Source organism: Streptococcus sp. HMSC065H07 (genome assembly GCF_001837325.1).
In the GTDB taxonomy this organism is placed as follows: Bacteria; Bacillota; Bacilli; order Lactobacillales; family Streptococcaceae; genus Streptococcus; species Streptococcus salivarius_H.
The window spans coordinates 1-21,081 of record NZ_KV832044.1; the positions used below are offsets into that span (position 1 = coordinate 1).

Below are 21,081 nucleotides of genomic sequence, written 5' to 3' on the forward strand. Positions count from 1 at the left end.
CCACTTCGTGCTTGACAAAGTCTTCACCGATAATCCCACTAGATAAACTTATAATACCAATAGTAGAAACCATGTCTTGTCCCTCCTGAAAATAGATTGAGCCTATCTTATCACAGGAGATGAGATAAAACAATAGGTATTATATTAATCAGATGTTCCCTCCACTAACTTAATCAATCGCATTCTCACCAACATAAATAATTTCTAAATTACCCAAGGAAACATCACCTTTGATGTAGAAATCCTTGTTAGTTAAGTTACTAGGATTTTCCTCATGCTGTACAGCTGAAAGAGAGTTATCCACATTCACATGCACCCGCCAATCACTGGGCACATAGAGGCTAAGACTTCCAAGAGAAACGTCCACATCAAACTGAGCAGATGGCCCCTCAATACGGCAATTATCCAAATAAACGGAAGCCTGTCCTAAACTAACATCCGCACTCCCATGCGTAAATTGCTGGTCATTGAGATATTTGGTCACTACTGAAAAAGTGACATCAATATCATTTCCACCATTATTAGCGTCTGAGCCAGTAGAACCCAGTCCAAAGCGATTCTTTGTTTTACTAGAAGGATTGAAGAGAATGTTCAAGCCAATAACTGCAAGAATCGAAGAAAAGATAAGGACCGAATTAGATACTGGAAGAAAATGGAACTGTCCATTAAGTGAAAATAGAGCCACAATGCCATAGGCGAAACCAAGACCAAAATGTCGCTTCAAAAGACTAGAAAGGGACAAAATTGCCAATAAGACTACCCAGGCCAACATCCAAATACTAATTTCCCATTTTATAAAATAGTCTTGTACAATTACCAAAGCTGCCAAAAGGATCAAGAGGATCCCAATTAATTTCTTTCTCATTATCTTACCTCATTTCGTTTAGTCGTTCTTTTAAAACTTGATAGTAGCGTCTTGATACATGGACCTGCTTGTGGGTCTGATAGAAATTCACCGTACTAGTCCCCGAAAAAGACTTCTCTAAAGAATAAATCTGCTTAGCATTAACAATCGTCGATTTGGAAATCCGACAAAAGGTAATCGGGAGCAACTCTTCTAATTCGTAGAGCTTTTGCTTCACCTCATAGGCCTCATCCTTGGTATGTCCAAAAATCTTTTCCCCGTCTGTTTCAAAAAAGAGAATATTTGCCAAATCCAGAAAATATTCGCTTCGATTCTTGTAAAAGGCTAAAGGAACTAACTTTTTCTTTAGAATAGATTCTTGGAGCTGGGCCAATTCCTGTGTTAACCGAGGAGCTCGAATCAAGATTTCAGGCTCATCCATGGATGGGTCCAATTCGATTCTAACTTTCATAATACTCCTTTCCTGTCTTTTTGATGCTTCCATTATAACAACTGCTTTACACAAAACAAGGCCTTTTGGGTAAGTGGCACAGTTTAGCCCCTAAGAGGTAAAAACAGACAAACAAAAGAACCTGGCAATTGCCAAGTTCTTCATTTTTTAGTCTGGAGGACTAACCTCCTATTTGTAATCCGTTCAACAATGACTGCATCTATGAGAAAGCAACTACTATTTCACAGTATTTTCACGACTCACATTTTGTGATTCGCCAGCCTTGCCATTGATACGGTAGTCGCTGTAGTTAGAACCGCTACTACTAGAATCACTATTGTCACCAACATATTCCACATTACATGACCATGAGATTTTATCTTTAATATCTCCTGATGACTTGAACTTAGAATCATAGCCATAATAGAAATCATAGACTGCCGTGAAGGTTACCTTGAAGGTCTTCTCACCAGTCTGAATAACCTCTGTTACGTCTACGTCTGAGAAGGTAATACTATCGGCAGCTCGGTTTTTGGCACCCGTAGTATTTTTATCAATATCAGCCGTTACATCCTTATACATGGTATCATCAGTACCATTAAGGAAAATGTCGGATACACCATCTGGTGTCGTGTTGTGATTAGAAGCGTAGCTACCAAATTTACCGTAAGCAGCGGTCATTAGACGATCTGCCGTATCACGGTCAAGAACACCATCAGCATCTAGAGTAACCGTTTGACCTTCAGAGATTTTCTTAATAGACAATGTCTCTGTTTTAATAGAGCTACCATCTTCGAAATTCTTCTTAACATAAACAGCTGATGAACCTGCTACTGCTACCTTGTTAACATCTAGTTTCCCTGAGTTAAGGGTTCCAACTTTCGTACCACCAACGTAGAGGTCTCCGTCCTTAAGATTAGACTTAACGGTAAAGCTAAGATACTCTACAGAAAGGTTGACTTCTGTTTTAGAGGTCACATTTTCCTCAGATGAGACCGTGATATCTTGGTCATTGACCTTACCAGAAGCCACAAAATTGTAAGTTCCTGGATAGAGATGGTTCAATTTAGCCGTGTAGTTATTGCCATCTGTAGTCGCATAAGAAACCCCGTTAATAGTCACATTCAAATCAGCTGTATTAACGGTTAAATCAACCGTTCCAGGATCTACCACGACTCTCCACTTAGGAAAAATAAGGAACTGACGTCCAACCTTTTGCATACGTTCGCCAGACAGGAGTTGGCTCTTGCTATAGGCTTGTGTACTTTTAGTGTCTGTGTACTTGACTTCGGATGTTTTAATTTCCTTTTTAGTATCAGACCATACTTGGTATTCCAAGCTATCTTTAAAACTCTTCTTAGCTGCTGCTTCATAACGCTCTGCTACTTGACCACGTGAGTAGTAATAAGAACCAAAGCCGTAACCAGCTAGCGCTAAGACTGCTGCAACAACACCAGCAATAATCAGGATTTTCTTTCCTTTAGCCATGGCTGGCTTGGCTGGTTTCGCTGCCTTACCATCTGAGATAAACTGATGGATGGTTGACACATCATAACCTGAAGACTTACCAAGTAGGAATTCCTCAGGAAGAGGCTGACGTCCAACATAGGTTTTAAAAGCCTTCATCCAGATGGCTTGTGCTTCTTTAGAAGCGGCCTCTGAATTCTCTTCAGTTTGACCTTGATCTGCTTGAGATACTGGTGAAAGCTCCTCAATTTCTAAAGGAGTCGTTTCCTCTTCATCACCAAGCGGTACATCTTCAAACACTTCCTCGGCAACGTCATACTCATCAACTTCTTCTGTTGGTTCAGAAGGAGTGGCCTCTTGGTCCAAGCCCATTGCCGCAATGCCTTTAATAGCCTTTAAGTCAAAGTCTGCTTTCTGGCCTTCTTCAATCTCCAAAGCATGGGGCGGACGACCAACTGCCTTTTCAAATAAATCGATCCACTTTTCTTTTGTTGCCATAAAGACTCCTATAAACTTGCTTTTTCAAAAATCGTCAGAGGTTTACTTAGAATAGAAGACCTACTAAAAATGATGACATGATAGCAAATACGATTGCAAACAAGATTGACAAAATCACACCATTCAAAAGTGCTGCCAAAATCATTTGATAGAACTTATCAGCCTTCCACGCTGTTGTTACAGGAACAATTGTAAATAGATTAGCAATTGCAAATAAGAAGTAAACAACATAGAACAAGAATCCTGGGAAGGCAACAAGTCCAATAGCTCCCAACAAGATTGTTACTAGCAAGATTGGCAATGCCAATGATGTCAAGCGACCAAAACGGTCAAAGCTATTCAAGAAAGTAGTCTCAGGATCACGGAAGATGGCCTTACGTGTTACAAATCCTGCCAAGATAAAGGCAAAGATAAAGAGGAAGGCAGCTAGGATGCTTGCAAAGAAGGCTCCAAAACCAATGCTAGATGTATGACTTGAAACTGGAGATGAGTAAGCATCTGTTCCATAAGAACCAAACATACTAGACAGTACATTTGTGGTTGACACAATTGAGTTAACCACTTTACGTGCCATAGCGCTCAAAATTGCAAAGGATGCAAGTCCAGTGAAGAGTGACAAGAAGATATAGTTAAGCCAACCATTGTGTTTACCATAATCTGTCATGTCAGCTGGACGACGCCATGCATTAAGCAACCATGTCCAGTAGTTTTTGAAAGTTGTCGCAAATGCTGATGGTTGTGCTGGAACAACTACGGCTTGGCCATTGATAAATTGAACGTTTTGACCTGGTTGAAGAGGTTGACCGTTAGCAAAAGCTGTTTGTTGACCAGCTTGAGCATTCGCAAAACCAGCTTGTGGTTGCACTGCTTGATTTGGCACTCCTTGGACTGGAGCTGTTTGAGCCCCTGCAAAGGTTGGTTGTGCTTGAGCAGCCTGAGCATTTGCAAAAGGAGCTTGCGGTTGTGCTTCTTGTGCACCAGCGAAAGTCGGTTGTTGTTGCGCCTCTTGTGCACCAGCGAAAGTTGGTTGTGGCTGCGCCTCTTGTGCTGGTGTTTCTTTGGCACTAGCGAAAGCTGGTTGCGCTGGCGCTTCTTGTACTGGTGTTTCTTGAACATCAGCAAATGCTGGTTGTGCTGGTGCGTCATCTTGAAACTCACCAGCTGCTAGTGCTGCTGCAATTTCTTCTTCAGTCGCTGAACGACCATTGATGGCTTCAAAAAAATCTAACCAATCTGCTTTAGTCATAATAATCTCCTTAAAAATACATAGAATGACTTTATTTTATCACAAATAAATCCATTAATAAATGTCATTTTTATTAGAAAAAGGTTCGGAGCAAACTGTCCAAACCTTTATAACTTCTTATTTACTTCTTTGTAGAGATTTTTGAATCTGACGATCTAGCTCACGTTTAATGTGTGGTTCTGGTGCAAATCGCGCTTCCCAATCACTTGGTTTAAGAATTTTGTGAGTCACAGGATCAAAGTGAGCCTTGCCATCTGGGAAAATTTTACCCATATTAGCCTCATGAACCGTATCAAAGAAAGGCTTAGGATCTACCCCCATAAGGACAAATGAGCCATAGGTCAAGTAAAGCAAGTCAGTCAATGCATCCACCTGACCAACCATAGTTGACTCTGAGTGCTCTTTAGAACTAACTTTGAGGGCTGCCTTATCAAGGGCAGCATGCAAATCCAGAACAGCCTGACCAAAGACACGCTTGTCCCCACCTGATGAAGCATAAAGAAATTCGACAATTTCTTCCAACTTGAAATCCGAACGGTGACTAGCTTCCTCAATACCGTAAACACGAGGCATGTCGGTAGTTGAGCCATCCATCAAATGGTGGAAATCCTTAACCTTGTTGAAGTTGTCATCATCACTGGTAAATGAATTCTCTGTTTCAAAGTGAATCAAACCATAGTGTGACAAGGCTTTGGCAATCCCATTCTGGTTATTAGTATCAGTGACATGGGTAGCCTGGTCTTTCAGTTCGTCTTCACCATTTCCCATGGCAACACCAACGCCGACGCCAGACAGCATTTCTAGGTCATTTTCCGAATCCCCAAAGGCCATAACCTCACTGAGTTCGAAACCAAAAACCTCACCTAGATGAGCGATACCTTTCAACTTAGATTGATCCGCTGAAATAATATCGGCTGAGTAAGGACTTGAGCGGGTAATCTTCACATGAGGAAATTTTTCTTCAATATCTTGTGTTTCACCCACCGTCGCTACCATAACTACCTGATAAATAGGCTCACGCATGATAGTTTTAAGGGTTTCAATGCTTTGTGGCTTGAAACGACGAATCAAAGACTTGAAACTACGCTCCACCATCTTAGCCCAGGACTTAGGGACAATACGGCTGACGATTTGTCCAAACTTACTCGTCCCCATACTGATAATATTGGAACCAACAAGACCTGTACTAGTCCCTAGAGAAATCTCTCTACGGTGCTTGGTGGCATAGCGAATCAAGTTGTAGACTGTTGATTTAGGGAGCTGGTTTTGATAAAGGATCTTGTCGTGAGTCAAAATATACTGACCGTTATAAGTGACTGCAAAATCCAGACCCAGATTATCCATGAAAGGCTGAACAAATCCTGGACCACGACCTGTTGCCAAACCAACCAAGATACCATCTTCCTTCATTTGACTGATAGCTTTTTTGGTTGAACTTGACACACGTTTTCGGTCATTTAGAAAAGTCCCATCAATATCAAAAAAGACTGCTTTAATGGCCACAGAGCTCCCCTCCTTCTCACATTTTATGCTAAAATAAATTATAACATATAATATAATGGTGAGTAATATAAATGACAAAAAAAATCCTAGTTCTTCACACTGGAGGAACAATTTCCATGTCAGCGGATAATGATGGCAAGGTCAGCCAAAACGCTGATAATCCCATGAACCATGTGGGACTTGATTTAGACAATTTAGAACTAACCGTTCTCGATTTTCTTAATATCCCCAGCCCGCATATCACACCCTACCACATGCTGGATATTTACAAAAAAATCAAGGAAACAGCTGGGCAATATGATGGTGTGGTCATCACCCACGGAACAGATACTCTGGAAGAGACAGCCTACTTCCTAGACACCATGGCCGTCCCTGAGATTCCAATCGTCCTAACTGGTGCCATGCGTTCGTCGAACGAACTAGGAAGCGACGGAGTCTATAACTATCTCTCAGCCCTACGTGTTGCTAGCGACGACAAGGCCACTGACAAAGGAATCCTGGTCGTTATGAATGATGAAATCCATGCAGCCAAGTATGTGACTAAGACCCATACCACAAACGTGGCAACCTTCCACACACCAACTCATGGTCCACTAGGCATCATCATGAAGCATGACATCCTCTGGTTCAAAACTGCTGAGCCTCGTGTACGCTTTGACTTGGAACAAATCACAGGAACAGTACCAATCATCAAGGCCTATGCTGGGATGGGTATCGGAGATGGAATCATCAGTCTCCTAGACCCTGAAAAGATTGATGGCGTGGTTATCGAGGCACTAGGTGCCGGAAATCTCCCACCATTGGCTGCAAGAGAAATCACAAATCTTATGGAAAAAGGAGTCCCTGTTGTGCTCGTTTCCCGCTGCTTCAACGGTATCGCCGAACCTGTCTACGCCTATGAAGGCGGGGGAGTCAAACTCCAAGAAGCTGGCGTTATGTTTGTTAAAGAACTCAACGCACCAAAGGCTCGCCTCAAACTCCTCATCGCACTCAGTGCGGGACTTAAAGACCAAGAATTGAAAGACTATATCGAGGGATAAGACATGAAACTTAGTATTGAAGCAACCGATAAATTGGAAAATAAAGATTTCCACTATGAGCTGACAGTCTCAAAAACACATATCGCCATGGTCTGTGGTACCGTGCTAGCCAGTCTAGCCCTGGTCGCATGGTTGAAGAAAAAATAAAAAAAGCTTGAAGCATGGTCACTATAGAAGTGACTGAACTGCTTCAGGCTTTTTACTATAATATTCAAATATGTATTCTTGTTTAATTTTTTATTATATTTAGTGATAAAATAGATAGTGCCTATTAGCTGAGAAAGGGATAACTATGAGCACATTATTAGCATCTAGAATAAAGAACAGAAGAAAAGAATTGAAGATGTCACAAAAAGAGTTAGCAGAAGGAATCTGCAAACAAGGACAAATTAGTCGCCTCGAGAATGGGGAATATATTCCCGGTTCAGTGCTTCTTCATGAGTTATCTAGAAAATTAAATGTCAGTATGGATTATTTCTTTGATGAGCAAATTTCAAGTGACAGTAACAAGCTCAATAATTTCAAAAAGTTATCAAAAACGTTTATTACGCAGAGAGATTATGAGTCTTTAAATTATATCTATGAATTAGAAAAAGAAACCTCACATCGTCTACCACTTTCAGACAAGATATATATGGAATGGATTGCCTCGCTACTCGACTTTTACTTTTATAACCAAAAAGAAGAAGGAATTTCTAGGTTAGAAAAAGCTATCAAGCAACTTAAGGAGACTGATATACACTATCTTCAAATTTTAAATAGTCTATTTAATTTCTATTATGAGACAAAGAACTTGGATCGTTTTAAGGAAATTGAAAATGATTTGTCTGTAAGAGTTGAGCAACTGAGTCTAATAACAATAGAAGAGTTAGAATTAGCCATTAAGTTCAATTACAATTTAGGACGCTACTTATGGCTCCAGAGTAAAACTGAAGAGGCCATTAAAAAACTATCTCTAACTATAAAAATATGTAAAGAGTTCAAATCGACTTATTTACTTGCAGATTTGTATCTATTGTTAGGTAACATTTGTGAAGATTTTTCTGATCAAAATGAAGCTAAAGAATATTTTGATAATGCTCTCTATATTTACAAGCACCTAGATGACAATAAGGAAATGGCTTTAAGAGTTGAACATTACATATCAAAAACATTCAACTAACTATACTCTATAATAGTACAAAAGGCTTGAGAGATGCTTCTTCAGCATGTTTCAAGCCTTTTCTATATACTTATATTGTATATTTTTAAATAAAATAACAATACATTATATTGACACGCATAAGCTACGGTGATAATATTGCAGTATCTATAACCAAGGAGAGACTAATGAAATCTGTTTATAAAGTTGTTAAAAAAGATATCCTAGTATATTCAATACTTACTATCTTATTGTCTATTGCAATGGTAAGTGAAGCCTATTTGATGCAACTAATCATTGACTCTATCAAACTTGGAGTGGGTCGCTATGTTGTTACATCTATTTTTGTAGTTGTGTTCTTGTTGATTCAAACACTTATCTACTATTTTCAACAATCACTAACAGCAATCATTAGTAAGAAGTCTGCATATGCTTATAGGAATGTTATTTTCCAAGGTATTCAGAAAACACCTTTAGAGTTACTCACAGGAAATAAAAATGACAAACTTCTAGCCTCATTAACTACTCAAATAGATCAAATTGAATTTAATTATTTTTATTCCGTATACTGGGGTGGCTACTTAATCTGCCAATTAATTATTGCCATAATTGTTTCTCTCTACCTTAATCCTTTATTAGCAGCTTTAACTCTGCTTTTAAGCCTACCAAATCTTTTTGTAGCTGTACTCTTTAAAACTCCTTTAGAAAAGAAACAAGAAGAGTTAATTGAAACTACTAATACTTCAGTATCAGCTATTCAAGATCTCATCGAAGGTATACCTGATTGGAAAATTGCAAACAAGAGTTTCGACATTAATAGAGTCTTTGATAGTCAAACTTTAAAGTTACTTAAACGCCAAACAAATGTTGAAAAATCTCAATATGTTGTTATCAGTTTAAATCAGCTGTTTTCAAATGTTCTTTATTTTGGGAGTTGGATTATTGGGGGACTATTAATTATAAATAGTCAACTGACATTAGGGAGTTTAATAGCATTCTCACAATTATTAGTCAGGATTTCTTACCCAATCTATGCTTCTTCTGATTTGTTAGCTAAATTCATTAGTGGTAAGAAGACTATAGAGACTCTTTCTAATGAATTTCAAGTTGCAGATGAAGATCTTAATAATCTGGAATGTATTGAAGTTATTTCATTCGATAATTTTCGTATTAACAATAATTTGAAATCTATACTCTTTAATGGGCAGTTTTATAAACATAAGAAGTATCTATTAAAAGGAAAGAGTGGAACAGGTAAAACCACACTATTAAAAGCAATCCTACGAGAGTATAACGATTATACAGGAACAGTTAAAATTAATGGTATTGATGTCAAAAGAATCAAAGAAAGTAGTATCTTTGATAATGTAGCTTATGTACCCCAACACCCCCATATGTTCAATGCAAAACTTCGTGATAATCTTACTCTATTTTCTGAGGATGTTTCAGAAGAGGAACTGTTTGAGACATTGAAATTTGTAGAATTATCTAAGTGGGCTAATAAAGAGTCTTTAGAGTTAATGCTTTCAAATGATGCCATAAAACTTTCAGGTGGAGAAGCCAAGAGAGTTGCTTTGGCAAGAGCCTTATTGATGAAGACGGATATCTTATTTTTAGATGAATTTTCTTCTGGTATTGACCTTGAAACCTTATCCAAAATAGAGAATCGACTTTTACAAACGAGTAAATTAATTATTTACATCACACATGTAGACACAGATAGAATTAACCAACAATTTGATGAAATAATAGATTTGAATGAGTTTATAGACTTATAAAACGATGACACTCTCAAAAACACATATCACCATGGTCTGTGGTACCGTGCTAGCCAGTCTAGCCCTGGTCGCATGGTTGAAGAAAAAATAAAAAAAGCTTGAAGCATGGTCACTATAGAAGTGACTGAACTGCTTCAGGCTTTTAGTTTTCTTCGTCTGGTCTATATTCAAGAATATCTCCTGGTTGGCAATCTAACTCTTTACAAATAGCGTCCAGTGTTGTAAAACGGATTGCCTTGGCCTTTCCTGTCTTAAGAACCGAGAGATTGGCTGGGGTAATACCAATCCGTTCTGCCAGCTCACCCGAGCGCATCTTCTTCTTGGCAAGTTCAACGTCCAAATTGACAATAATCATAAGCCCCTCCTAAATCGTATACTCATTTTCCTCAGCAATGGCATTAGCCTTAGTCAAAATCATAGCGACAGCATAGAGGACAAAGCTAACTAGCAAATAACTGATGTTAAAGAAACTATAACTCTGGTTGCCTGTTCCAAACGTAAAGATACCATTATTGATAAAAGCCCCAAGAACTAGCAAATGCGCTGACCAACGAACCAACTTAGCATTTTTAGAGATGAAAATATCAGAACGATAAAGGTTAATCAAAAAGGCACGTAGGCACAACAAGAAACCTATGTTGACTACCATACGAAGGAAATCAATGGTTGCTGCAAAAAGCGTCAGACTAGTGCTACTACTTTTCACGGTAACTCCCGAGCCGAGAAGCATACGCAAACCTTGTTGTAAGAGTCCTTCATGACCAGTCAGGATAAAGGCATCATTAAGAATAGTAATAACAAGACTTAAAAAACCCGCAAAAAGGAGGACATTAACGAACAGGAGAACACTACGCAGACGTTTCTGTTCTTGCGTTTCTTGACGATTTTTAGCACTTTTAGCCGATTTCCAACCATAATAACTAGAGCCAGCCAAGGCTAGGACGATTAAAAAATAGAATAAGATAGTTGTCATGTGTTACCTCGATTGTAAATACATTTTGATTTTTTGGGAGTATAGACTAGAAAAAGCCAAGGTGCCTCTAGGAGCCCTTGACCTTATACTAAATCAGCAGCTAACTATTAACAGTATCAATTATATCGAATATCAATATAAAATACTAGTTTATAGATAAGATTTTACTACTTTTCAACTAAGATACATTCAATTATTTGACAGCTGTTTGTCCCTTACGAAGACGGATAGCATCACAAGCTAGAGAGACCAAGAAGATCCAAACTGATGTGCTGAAGTCCATTACTAGGTGATCTGTCGTTCCCAACTGCAAGAAGATATTCAAGGCTGATGGCACAAAGGTTAAGAGAGCAGCCTTTTTCAAGAAGAGAGAGAAATCTTCTGTCCAAAGTGCCTTCCAAGTAAAGTCTTTAAGCTCTTTACGAAGAAGACAAATCAAGGCAAGATAGAAGGCAAATTGTAACTCTGCGACTAGCCAGTAACCCCATCCAGAAAGGTAATGAACCTCAGCACCTGGGAAAAGATTAGTCACATCCACAAAAGGAAGGATAAGTAAAGCAAGCATTGCAAGACCGTAGATTGCCATAAGAAGAATAAGAAGAGCGTTGATGATTGGTTTAAGTGTTTTCATGATAAGTTTTTCCTTTGTTAAATAGTTTTAGTAAATAATTTCTCTTTTTCGCGAATAAGATTGTCTTTATCGAAAACTTATTATCGTTTATCGATAATTATATATTACACTCTTTATTTCTCCTTGTCAACACATTTTTATCGTTTTTCGATATTTTTTGTCTAAAAATCAAAAAATAAAAACCAGTCAAGAAAATCTCAACTGGTTAGCTTACTTATTTTAATCACCTAGACTGGTCATGCTTCCGTCTAGACTTTTTATGAGTTTAAGAAGAGGGATTCTACCTAATGAAAAAAAGGAAAAAAGGGATTTTGGAAAATGAGGGATGAAAGTTGTAGAATATGGGTAAATTTAGCCTCTTCCTAGCCACAATATTAGTTTTGATAAAACTTAAAGTCTTGAGGATCCTTTTGGAAATTTGGGTTGTAGGTTACTTTGATTTTTACTGTCATTGTTATGTCCTCCTTAGTAGGAATGGTTTGGCCAAAACGTTTTATTATCAAAACCTATCTCGTTTTGATGGTTTTATTATAGGGTCTCTAACTTAAAGAAAGCTTGTAATAAACTTGAAGGAAACTTAAAACTCTCAGTGCTTTCACTGAGAGTTTTTCTGTCTAAAGCATGGATAAAATAATTCCCAAGACCAGAGCGACCCAAACGGCATAGCGAATTGTCGCATGATAGCGGTAACTTTCAATAACCTTGGGTAGCTTTGTAAAAAGATAGGCAAGGTAAGCAACTATGGAAAGAAAATACCCTTTAAAATTCCAGGACGAGCCTAAGATACTAAAATCTTCGAATAGGGGCACAAGCATCAGTACAGCTGTAAGCATGCACCAGACTGGCAAAAGCGTTCTTTCCTTTTGATGCTGTATATGGATAATCAGTTGAGCTATAAGACCCGCGACGTACATAATCAGTAATATCGAACAAGCTAGAGAGATAAGAAGTGAATAAAGATATAGGGTATGAAAGTCTGTCTTTCCTTCTATCAGCTTTGTCAATTCGGTAATAAACCAAATCAAGATGAAGGCGAAAAAATAAAATATAAGACCTAACATCATAAGAAACAAGGGATGCAAGATAGCAAAAAAATCGAGTTTTAACCGTCTTTTGTTCATTGGTTTCCTCCTCAATCAAACTCGCCTTGGCTTCTCAAATGTGCCCCTAGCACCTGCCATTCAGGATTCTCTCGCCAGTTAGGGTCAGATACAATTTGGCTAGCCACCCGTCTGGCTTCCTCTAAGATATTGTAGTCTTCCACAATATCGGCCACCTGAAATTCAGGAATACCTGACTGACGTGTCCCAAAGATTTCACCTGAGCCACGCATTTTAAGATCCTCCTCAGCTAGAACAAAGCCATCCGTGGTCTCACACATGGCCTGCATGCGTTTTTTACCAGTATCATTTTTAGGATTAGCCACCAAAACACAGTAGGACTGCTTATCGCCACGACCTACACGCCCTCGAAGCTGGTGAAGCTGGCTAAGTCCAAAACGATCCGCATCCATAATGACCATAACTGTAGCATTTGGCACGTTAACCCCTACTTCGATAACTGTGGTCGATACTAAAATCTGAGATTTTCTGTCCTTGAAATTTTGCATAATTTGGTCTTTTTCATCATTTTTCATACGACCGTGCATCAGAGCTACTGTAGCTGAATCCCCAAAGAACTCTGTGAGTTCCTGGTGAAGAGCAACGGCATTTTTCAAATCAAGAGCCTCAGACTCTTCAATCAGAGGAGAAATAAAATAGACCTGAGCATCTTTTTCCAACTCCCCCTTAATCCAAGTCAATACAGTATCTAACTGCTCATGTTTAACCCAACGGGTGATGATGGGCTTACGTCCAGCTGGCATCTGGTCAATGATAGATACATCCATCTCCCCAAAGGCAGTGATCGCCAAAGTCCTAGGAATGGGGGTTGCCGTCATCATGAGGACATCAGGATTGTCACCCTTCTCACGGAAAATACGACGTTGATTAACTCCAAATCGGTGCTGTTCATCAGTAATGACTAACCCAAGACTATGATAAGTCACTGCATCTTGAATCAACGAGTGGGTTCCCACAATCATCTGAGCCTCCCCAGATTCGATTCTGGAAAGAGCTACTTTCTTATCCGCGGCCTTCATTCCAGAAGTTAGGAGCACTACCTCTAACTCAGGAAAAAGGCCCTGTAAACTCTGATAATGCTGCTCTGCTAAGATTTCCGTCGGTACCATGAGGGCAGACTGAAATCCTGCCGTATAAGCCCCATACATAGCCAAGCTAGCGATAACTGTTTTCCCTGAGCCCACATCTCCTTGCAAGAGACGGTTCATATGAGCCCCAGATTTCATATCAGCTAGGATTTCCGATAAACTACGCTGTTGGGCCTCTGTTAAGGGGAATGGTAATGCTGCAATTTTGGCTTTGATTTTGGCTTTATCGTAAGCAATTGCTAGACCATTGGTTTCGGACTTATTTTCAGCCTTCAGCACCTGTAAATTCATCTGGAAATAAAAGAGCTCCTCAAACTTGGTCCTACGTAGAGCCTGCTTATATTCAGCCAAACCTTTCGGAAAATGCAAGGCACGCACAGCCTCTTGACGTCCCATGAGACGGTACTTGTCCAGCAGCACCTGAGGGAGATTTTCCTCCAACAAATTAAGGGCCCCACTATCAAAAGCTGCCTTTATGGCCTTTATCAGTTGGGCCTGACTAACACCCTGGGCCACATGGTAGACTGGTTGCATATCGTCCTCAACTTGAGCCAGAACTTTCATACCAGTCACAGCAGACTTCTTCTGGTCCCATTTGCCAAAAATAGCCACTTCTGCCCCCATCTCAATCTTGTCCACAAGATAAGGCTGGTTGAAGAAACTAATGGCAATCACAGCCTCTCCTTGCTTGATTTTAAAACTCAGACGATTCCGTTTAAAGCCATAATACTGCACATTGGCAGGCGTCACCACTGTTCCCGTAATAATAGCCTTTTCGCCATCCATCAGTTCAAAGATAGACTTACTCTTAAAATCCTCATATCGGAAAGGAAAATAAAGCAAGAGGTCCCCAACCGTGTGTAAATCTAATTTGATAAATTTTTCAGCGGACTTAGGCCCAAAGCCTTTCAAATCCGCAATTGGTGAATCTAGTTGAATCATATCCTCTATCATTTCTATCGTGTTCTTCTTCCCGTGAAAAAGGAAGCCTTATCAGCTATTATAACACATGAAAATGGTCTTCACTAAAACCAAAAAATCCAGCATCAAACTGGATTTCTCTTTTTATTGATATTAATCATAGCTACGAGGTACACGGTCACTAAGTAAACAAAGAACTTCATAGTTGATAGTACCACGTTTTTCAGCCACCTCTGTCGCAGTAATACTTGCTCCCCCATTTTCACCCATAAGAGTGACAGGAGTTCCTAGGGGATAAACCTTAGGAAGACGAACGGTAATCTGGTCCATAGACACACGCCCAACAATAGGACAAAGCTGTCCATCCACAATAACGTGGAAACCTTGTAAATCCCTGGTCCAACCATCCGCATAGCCAATCGGAATGGTTCCAATAACCTCATCAGCTGTCGTCGTATAGGTTGCACCATAACCCACATCTTGACCTGCTGGCAGGACCTTAACATGAACAAGTGCAGTCTCCAAACTTAAAGCAGGACGAATCCTATATGGAAGGTCTAAAGCACTGCCACTAGGATTGAGACCATAGATGACGACACCCAGACGCACCGCATTAAAGACTGTTTCTGCATGCCAGATGCTTGTCGCAGAGTTGCTAGCGTGTACCAAGCGAGGACGGTCCACCAAGTTATTAACCAAATCCGTGAAGAAGGCCAATTGACGCTTGAATTTACTATCATCTGCCTCATCAGCCGTTGCAAAATGAGTAAAAATACCTTCGACATCCGCACCAAGTGATTTCAGACCAGCAATCAAGTTATCTGCGTCCTCTAGGCTACGCACCCCAATACGGCCCATACCTGAATCAACCTTAATATGACAGGTTAAACCAGTCAAATCAAGCCCTTGATTCTTAGTCATTTCCAACCACTCAAGGGAAGCTATCGTCAGCGTGATGTTTTCTTGAATAGCCAAAGGAACCTCGTCTGGCAAGACTACTCCTAAAATAAGTATCGGTTGTTCCAAGCCAGCTTGACGAAGTTCAAGCGCCTCGTCTAGGTTGGAAACACAAAAACCATCCACCTGCTTAGATACATGCTTGGCCACTTCGACAGTGCCATGACCATAAGCATTGGCCTTAACAACTGCAAAAGTCTTTACCTGTTTAGGGATGTGACTAACCACTTGTTCAATATTTTCTGAAATTGCTGATAGATCAACCTTTGCCAAGGTTGGTCGATGTAAACTTGAAATCATAAGCTATCCTCTTCCAACATCTATCTCTTAGTTTTTTTCTAAAATGACACTTGCCTGAACAAAATCACCGCTATGGGAAATCGAGATAAAAACCTTGCCTTCAAAAGGTGATTGGGTCACCACTGGAGCTCCCTTGTCATTGGTCAATATTTCAATATCCTTAAAGCCGACTGCTCCAATACCAGTACCCCAAGCCTTTGAAAATGCTTCCTTACCGGCCCAGCGCCCTGCTAAATAGGACATCTGACGATTACCAGAAAGGGATTCAAAACGCTCCCACTCTTTTGGTGTCAATACCTTTTTTGCAAAGCGTGGATTGCGGTCATAAGCCTTTTTTACAGCTGAAATTTCCTGCAAGTCTATACCATGTCCAAAAATCATAATTATAACGAAAGTCGATTGTGGATTTCACGAATAAGGCTATCTGTCTTATCCCAACCAAGACATGGATCTGTAATTGATTTACCATAAACTTCAGGTGTGTCTTGACGACCATCCTCAAGGTAAGACTCAATCATAAAGCCACGCACGGTATCCGCGATACGTTCATCCCACTCACGGTTAAGAAGGACTTCACGCACAATACGAACTTGTTCCATGAAGTTTTTACCTGAGTTATCATGGTTTGTATCAACAAGAATAAATGGGTTTTCCAAATTAAATGCACTATACTTGTCCAAAGCCTTAACCAAGTCTTCGTAATGGTAGTTGACAATGTTCTGTCCATTTTCATTGTTGGCACCACGCAAGATAGCGTGAGCGAGTGGGTTACCATCTGTTTTAACTTCAGCGCCATTGTAAAGGAAATGCTGTTGGTTCTGCGCAGCATAGATACCATTAAACATGACATTCAAATTTCCTGACGTTGGGTTCTTCAAACCAATTGGCACATCAATACCTGAAGCTACAAAGCGGTGCTCTTGGTCCTCAACCGAACGTGCTCCAACAGCGTGGTAGCTAAGCAGGTCATCAAAGAAGGAAAGATTTGACGGATAAAGCATCTCATCAGCGATTGGAAGGCCTGTTTCAGTAATAATACGTGACTGAAGATGGCGAACCGCCTTAACTCCAGCAAGAAGGTCTACATCACCCTCTGCGTCTGGTTGGTGGATAAGCCCCTTATAACCATCTCCATTAGTACGTGGTTTGGCTGTATAAACACGCATAACAATAAAGATTTTATCTTTCACTTCTTCCTGAAGTTTGGCCAAACGGTGAGCATAATCAAGGACCGCTTCTTCATTGTCGGATGAACATGGACCAATAACCAAGAGAAGACGTTTGTCCTCACCCTTGATGATTTTTGCCAAAGCCTCATCATTAGCTTGTTTAGTTACTAAAGCGTCTCCCGTAAGAGCGTGTAATTTCCTTACTTCCGCTACATCAATCAGCGGACTATTTTGATGAATTCCCATTTATTTCCCTCTCTTTGTGAAAAGAGAGCGAACCGCTTGGTCATCCAAACGGTTCACTCCCCATATATGGTTTCTGTTACCTTATTATTTTGACAAAGTATCGTGGATTTCACGAATCAATTCTTCTGTCTTATCCCAACCAAGACATGGGTCAGTGATTGATTTACCATAGACATCTGGTGCATCTTGACGACCATCTTCAAGGTAAGATTCAATCATGAAACCACGTGCAACTTTGTTGATTTTTTCATTCCAGTCACGGTTAATCAAGGTTTGGCGAACGATACGGATTTGTTCCAAGTAACGTTTACCTGAGTTATCATGGTTTGTATCAATAACGATGAATGGATTCTCAAGGCCCATTTGTTCATAGTGTTCAATTGTTTCAAGCACATCATCATAGTAGAAGTTAGGTACGTTTTTACCATATTCATTCGTTGAACCACGAAGAATAACGTGTGCCAATGGGTTCCCTGGAGTTTCAACTTCTTCACCGTTAAAGAGGAAGTTTTGTTTGTTTTGTGCGGCGTAGATACCGTTAAACATCACGTTAAGGTTCCCTGATGTTGGATTCTTCATACCAGTTGGAACATCAATACCTGACGCAACAAAACGGTGTTGTTGGTCTTCTACAGAACGTGCACCAACGGCAATGTATGACACAAGGTCATCTACCAAAGGAAGATTTTCTGGGTAAAGCATTTCGTCAGCAGTTGTGATACCAGTTTCAGTGATAACACGGTAGTGAAGGTTACGCACAGCCTTGATACCGTTAATTAGGTTTGGTTTCCCTTCAGCATCAGGTTGGTGTACAAGTCCTTTATAGCCATCACCATTTGTACGAGGTTTAGCTGTATAGACACGCATAACCATAAAGACTTTATCTTTAACTTCTTCTTGAAGTTTAGCCAAACGGTGAGCATAATCAAGAACAGCTTCTTCATTATCAGATGAACATGGACCAATAACCAAAAGCGTACGGTCATCTTCACCCTTGATGATTGCTTCAAGCTCTTTATCACGAGCTTGTTTCTTGGCAAGGGCTTCACCTGTTAATGTAGTTGATTCTTTAACTGCATCAAAATCAATTTTTTCACTTACTGCTTTAAAAACCATAATAATTACCTATTTTTTTCCTAAAATTGTTTACGACCGTGACAATTTTTAAATTTCTTACCAGAGCCACATGGACAGAAGTCATTACGACCAACCTTACTAAAGTCAATTTCTTGACCATTAGCATCTGCTTGGTGGGCCTGGATATTGCCTGTTGCTGTTGTCGAAACACGTTCATTCACATTTTCACGAGATTGCTCATGAATTTGTGCTTTCATCATTGTACGTGTCACATCATATTCAATTGCCCCAATCATATCTTGGAACATCTTGAACCCTTCAGATTGATACTCAACGATTGGGTTGTTTTGTGCATAACCACGCAAACCAACGGCATTACGTAATTGATCTAGAGCATCGATGTGGTCCGTCCACTTGTTATCAACAACCATCAAAATCAAGACTTTTTGGAATTCACGGATAGCTTCCTCTGAACGCAATTTCTTGATTTGACGAGCATAAACATCATCTGCTAACTCATTCAAGTAAACTTTAATAGCGTCATAATTAACACTACGTTTCGTTACCTCTCCCACTTCTTGTAAATCTTCAAGTGAGATGGCATTCTCAGGAACCAAGGCCTGACGAGCAAAGTTCAAGATACCTTTAAGAGCTTCCTCTTGATCATTGCGGCTGTGACCATCTACCGTACGGTTAATCGTACGCTTAATCATAGCCTTAATCTCAGGTTCAAGGTCACGTTCCGCTGTGATAACATCATAACGCTCAGCGTAGATGATTTCACGTTGTTCACGCATAACGTCATCGTACTGAAGGACTTGTTTACGAGTATCGTAGTTATTTCCTTCGACACGTTTTTGAGCCGCTTCCACTTGGCGTGACAACATACGTGATTTGATAACAATATCCTCATCATCAGCATTCAAACGTTCCAAGACTTGCTTGATACGATCAGAACCGAAGCGACGCATCAATTCGTCTTCAAGTGAAAGATAGAATTGAGATTCTCCTGGGTCCCCTTGACGTCCCGCACGACCACGCAACTGGTTATCGATACGACGGCTTTCGTGACGCTCTGTACCAATGACACAGAGTCCACCAAGGTCAAGAACCCCTTCACCAAGTTTGATGTCGGTACCACGACCGGCCATGTTGGTCGCAATCGTAACGGCACCACGTTGACCCGCATTCATGATAATATGCGCTTCTTTTTCGTGGTTCTTGGCATTAAGCACTTCATGAGGAATACCTGCTTCAACCAACATCTTAGAAATCAAGTCAGATGTTTCAACGGCAACCGTACCAACAAGGACTGGTTGCCCCTTTTCATAACGACGTTTAACATCTTGTACCACAGCGCGGAATTTAGCATCCAAGGTAGGGTAAAGAAGGTCATCATGGTCAATACGTTGAATTGGACGGTTGGTTGGAATCGGAATGATTCGCATGTTATAAATTTCACGGAATTCATCTTCCTCAGTTTTACCAGTACCAGTCATCCCTGACAATTTCTTGTACATACGGAACATATTTTGGTAAGTGATTGAGGCAGATGTCTTCGTTTCTTCTTGAACTGGCACACCTTCTTTTGCCTCAATGGCTTGGTGGAGTCCATCTGAGAAACGACGACCTTCCATAGTACGACCTGTAAATTGGTCAACGATAAGGATTTCTTGCTCAGGACTGACCACATAGTCGATATCATGCAACATGATGTAGTTGGCACGAAGGGCGTTGTCAATATAGTGAGTCAAGGCAACATTGTCAATATCGTACAAGTTATCCAAGTTGAAGAATTCTTCAGCCTTGTCAATACCTGAGTCATTCAAACCAATCGTTTTCGTTGGAATATCAATGGCATAATCATCTTCTGTTAATGTCTTAACAAAAGCATCCGCACGATGATACAACTGATTAGTTTCTGAACTTACAGGACCTGATACGATCAATGGTGTACGAGCTTCGTCGATAAGAACTGAGTCAACTTCATCGACCAAGGCATAGTTCAATGGACGTTGTACCATGTTTTCCTTACGAACAACCATGTTATCACGAAGATAGTCGAAACCTACCTCTGAGTTGGTTGAATAAGTGATGTCACAGTTATAAGCTTCACGTTTTTCAGCTGGTGATTTGGCTGAAAGGTTAATCCCTACTGACAAACCAAGCCAACTATAAAGCTCACCCATTTCAGTCGCATCACGCTCTGAAAGGTATTCGTTAACGGTGATAACGTGCACGCCTTCACCTGAAATAGCATTTAGGTAAACAGGCATTGTCGCAGTCAGGGTTTTCCCTTCCCCTGTACGCATCTCTGGTACGTCACCATGGTGAAGAACGATACCACCCATGATTTGCACACGATATGGGAAAAGTCCAAGGACACGTTTTGCCCCTTCACGAACAACTGCAAATGCCTCTGGCAAGAGTTGGTCTAGGCTTTCTCCGTTTTGATATCGTTTTTTAAATTCTTCTGTTTTTGCCTGAAGTTCTTCATCTGAAAGAGCCGCCATTGCATCAGCATAGCTCTCGACTTTCTTGGCAGTTTTTTCTAGTTTCTTAATTTCGCCTTTATCATTTTCAATGATTTTGCGTAATATATTTGCCATCTTTTTTCCTTTCGACAGTCT

19 protein-coding genes and 1 pseudogene are annotated in these 21,081 nt (G+C 40.2%); 4 read left to right on the forward strand and 16 right to left on the reverse strand.

Going from position 1 to position 21,081, the window contains the following annotated elements:
• The 6 genes and pseudogenes from HMPREF2637_RS11205 to HMPREF2637_RS09260 form a co-directional block, all read right to left on the reverse strand.
• Positions 1 to 73: pseudogene (locus tag HMPREF2637_RS11205) on the reverse strand (carboxypeptidase); the annotation flags it as partial.
• Between the two features lie 96 nt (positions 74 to 169).
• Complete coding sequence (locus tag HMPREF2637_RS09240) at positions 170 to 865, reverse strand: LiaF transmembrane domain-containing protein (RefSeq protein WP_013991155.1); 696 nt, start codon at positions 863 to 865, stop codon at positions 170 to 172.
• A gap of 4 nt (positions 866 to 869) precedes the next feature.
• Positions 870 to 1,316 (reverse strand): LytTR family DNA-binding domain-containing protein, encoded by a 447-nt coding sequence (locus HMPREF2637_RS09245; protein WP_041817277.1) that lies wholly within the window; start codon positions 1,314 to 1,316, stop codon positions 870 to 872.
• Positions 1,317 to 1,532: 216 nt separating this feature from the next.
• Complete coding sequence (locus HMPREF2637_RS09250; RefSeq protein ID WP_064523051.1) at positions 1,533 to 3,260, reverse strand: zinc ribbon domain-containing protein; 1,728 nt, start codon at positions 3,258 to 3,260, stop codon at positions 1,533 to 1,535.
• A gap of 46 nt (positions 3,261 to 3,306) precedes the next feature.
• Positions 3,307 to 4,506, reverse strand: a complete 1,200-nt coding sequence (locus HMPREF2637_RS09255; protein ID WP_064523054.1) for a DUF6574 domain-containing protein — start codon at positions 4,504 to 4,506, stop codon at positions 3,307 to 3,309.
• A gap of 117 nt (positions 4,507 to 4,623) precedes the next feature.
• On the reverse strand, positions 4,624 to 6,009 hold the full coding sequence (locus HMPREF2637_RS09260) for a Cof-type HAD-IIB family hydrolase (protein ID WP_049545361.1): 1,386 nt from the start codon (positions 6,007 to 6,009) through the stop codon (positions 4,624 to 4,626).
• Positions 6,010 to 6,080: 71 nt separating this feature from the next.
• Here HMPREF2637_RS09260 and HMPREF2637_RS09265 point away from each other — a divergent pair, with 71 nt between their 5' ends.
• The 4 genes from HMPREF2637_RS09265 (at position 6,081) to HMPREF2637_RS09275 (ending at position 9,968) form a co-directional block, all read left to right on the forward strand.
• Positions 6,081 to 7,049 carry an asparaginase gene (locus HMPREF2637_RS09265; protein WP_049553917.1) on the forward strand — a complete coding sequence of 323 codons (969 nt, stop codon included), beginning with the start codon at positions 6,081 to 6,083 and terminating at the stop codon, positions 7,047 to 7,049.
• 3 nt (positions 7,050 to 7,052) lie between these two features.
• Positions 7,053 to 7,196: a hypothetical protein gene (locus tag HMPREF2637_RS11330; protein ID WP_013991161.1), complete on the forward strand. Its 144-nt coding sequence runs from the start codon at positions 7,053 to 7,055 to the stop codon at positions 7,194 to 7,196.
• Between the two features lie 145 nt (positions 7,197 to 7,341).
• Positions 7,342 to 8,211, forward strand: a complete 870-nt coding sequence (locus tag HMPREF2637_RS09270) for a helix-turn-helix domain-containing protein (protein WP_070840020.1) — start codon at positions 7,342 to 7,344, stop codon at positions 8,209 to 8,211.
• A gap of 167 nt (positions 8,212 to 8,378) precedes the next feature.
• Positions 8,379 to 9,968, forward strand: a complete 1,590-nt coding sequence (locus tag HMPREF2637_RS09275) for an ATP-binding cassette domain-containing protein (protein WP_070840023.1) — start codon at positions 8,379 to 8,381, stop codon at positions 9,966 to 9,968.
• A gap of 142 nt (positions 9,969 to 10,110) precedes the next feature.
• Here the strand turns inward: HMPREF2637_RS09275 and HMPREF2637_RS09280 are convergent, their stop codons facing one another.
• The 10 genes from HMPREF2637_RS09280 to secA form a co-directional block, all read right to left on the reverse strand.
• Complete coding sequence (locus HMPREF2637_RS09280; RefSeq protein ID WP_002884695.1) at positions 10,111 to 10,323, reverse strand: helix-turn-helix domain-containing protein; 213 nt, start codon at positions 10,321 to 10,323, stop codon at positions 10,111 to 10,113.
• A 9-nt stretch (positions 10,324 to 10,332) separates the two neighbouring features.
• Positions 10,333 to 10,941, reverse strand: coding sequence for a DUF2975 domain-containing protein (locus HMPREF2637_RS09285; RefSeq protein WP_070840026.1), 609 nt, complete (start codon positions 10,939 to 10,941; stop codon positions 10,333 to 10,335).
• A 193-nt stretch (positions 10,942 to 11,134) separates the two neighbouring features.
• A complete protein-coding gene (locus HMPREF2637_RS09290) occupies positions 11,135 to 11,572 on the reverse strand; it encodes a hypothetical protein (RefSeq protein WP_070840029.1) in 438 nt (145 codons plus the stop codon).
• Between the two features lie 614 nt (positions 11,573 to 12,186).
• Positions 12,187 to 12,693: a hypothetical protein gene (locus tag HMPREF2637_RS09295; protein ID WP_070840032.1), complete on the reverse strand. Its 507-nt coding sequence runs from the start codon at positions 12,691 to 12,693 to the stop codon at positions 12,187 to 12,189.
• 11 nt (positions 12,694 to 12,704) lie between these two features.
• A complete protein-coding gene (gene recG / locus HMPREF2637_RS09300; protein ID WP_070840039.1) occupies positions 12,705 to 14,723 on the reverse strand; it encodes an ATP-dependent DNA helicase RecG in 2,019 nt (672 codons plus the stop codon).
• A 132-nt stretch (positions 14,724 to 14,855) separates the two neighbouring features.
• On the reverse strand, positions 14,856 to 15,959 hold the full coding sequence (gene alr / locus HMPREF2637_RS09305) for an alanine racemase (RefSeq protein WP_064523063.1): 1,104 nt from the start codon (positions 15,957 to 15,959) through the stop codon (positions 14,856 to 14,858).
• A 27-nt stretch (positions 15,960 to 15,986) separates the two neighbouring features.
• The gene (gene acpS, locus HMPREF2637_RS09310) at positions 15,987 to 16,340 is read right to left on the reverse strand and encodes a holo-ACP synthase (protein ID WP_002891813.1); all 354 of its coding nucleotides are present in this window, start codon (positions 16,338 to 16,340) and stop codon (positions 15,987 to 15,989) included.
• Between the two features lie 2 nt (positions 16,341 to 16,342).
• Complete coding sequence (locus HMPREF2637_RS09315; protein ID WP_064523065.1) at positions 16,343 to 17,374, reverse strand: 3-deoxy-7-phosphoheptulonate synthase; 1,032 nt, start codon at positions 17,372 to 17,374, stop codon at positions 16,343 to 16,345.
• 84 nt (positions 17,375 to 17,458) lie between these two features.
• Entirely contained in the window at positions 17,459 to 18,490 is a 1,032-nt protein-coding gene (locus tag HMPREF2637_RS09320) for a 3-deoxy-7-phosphoheptulonate synthase (protein ID WP_002891816.1), read from the reverse strand.
• A gap of 20 nt (positions 18,491 to 18,510) precedes the next feature.
• A complete protein-coding gene (gene secA / locus HMPREF2637_RS09325) occupies positions 18,511 to 21,060 on the reverse strand; it encodes a preprotein translocase subunit SecA (protein ID WP_064523068.1) in 2,550 nt (849 codons plus the stop codon).
• Positions 21,061 to 21,081 lie beyond the last annotated feature (21 nt).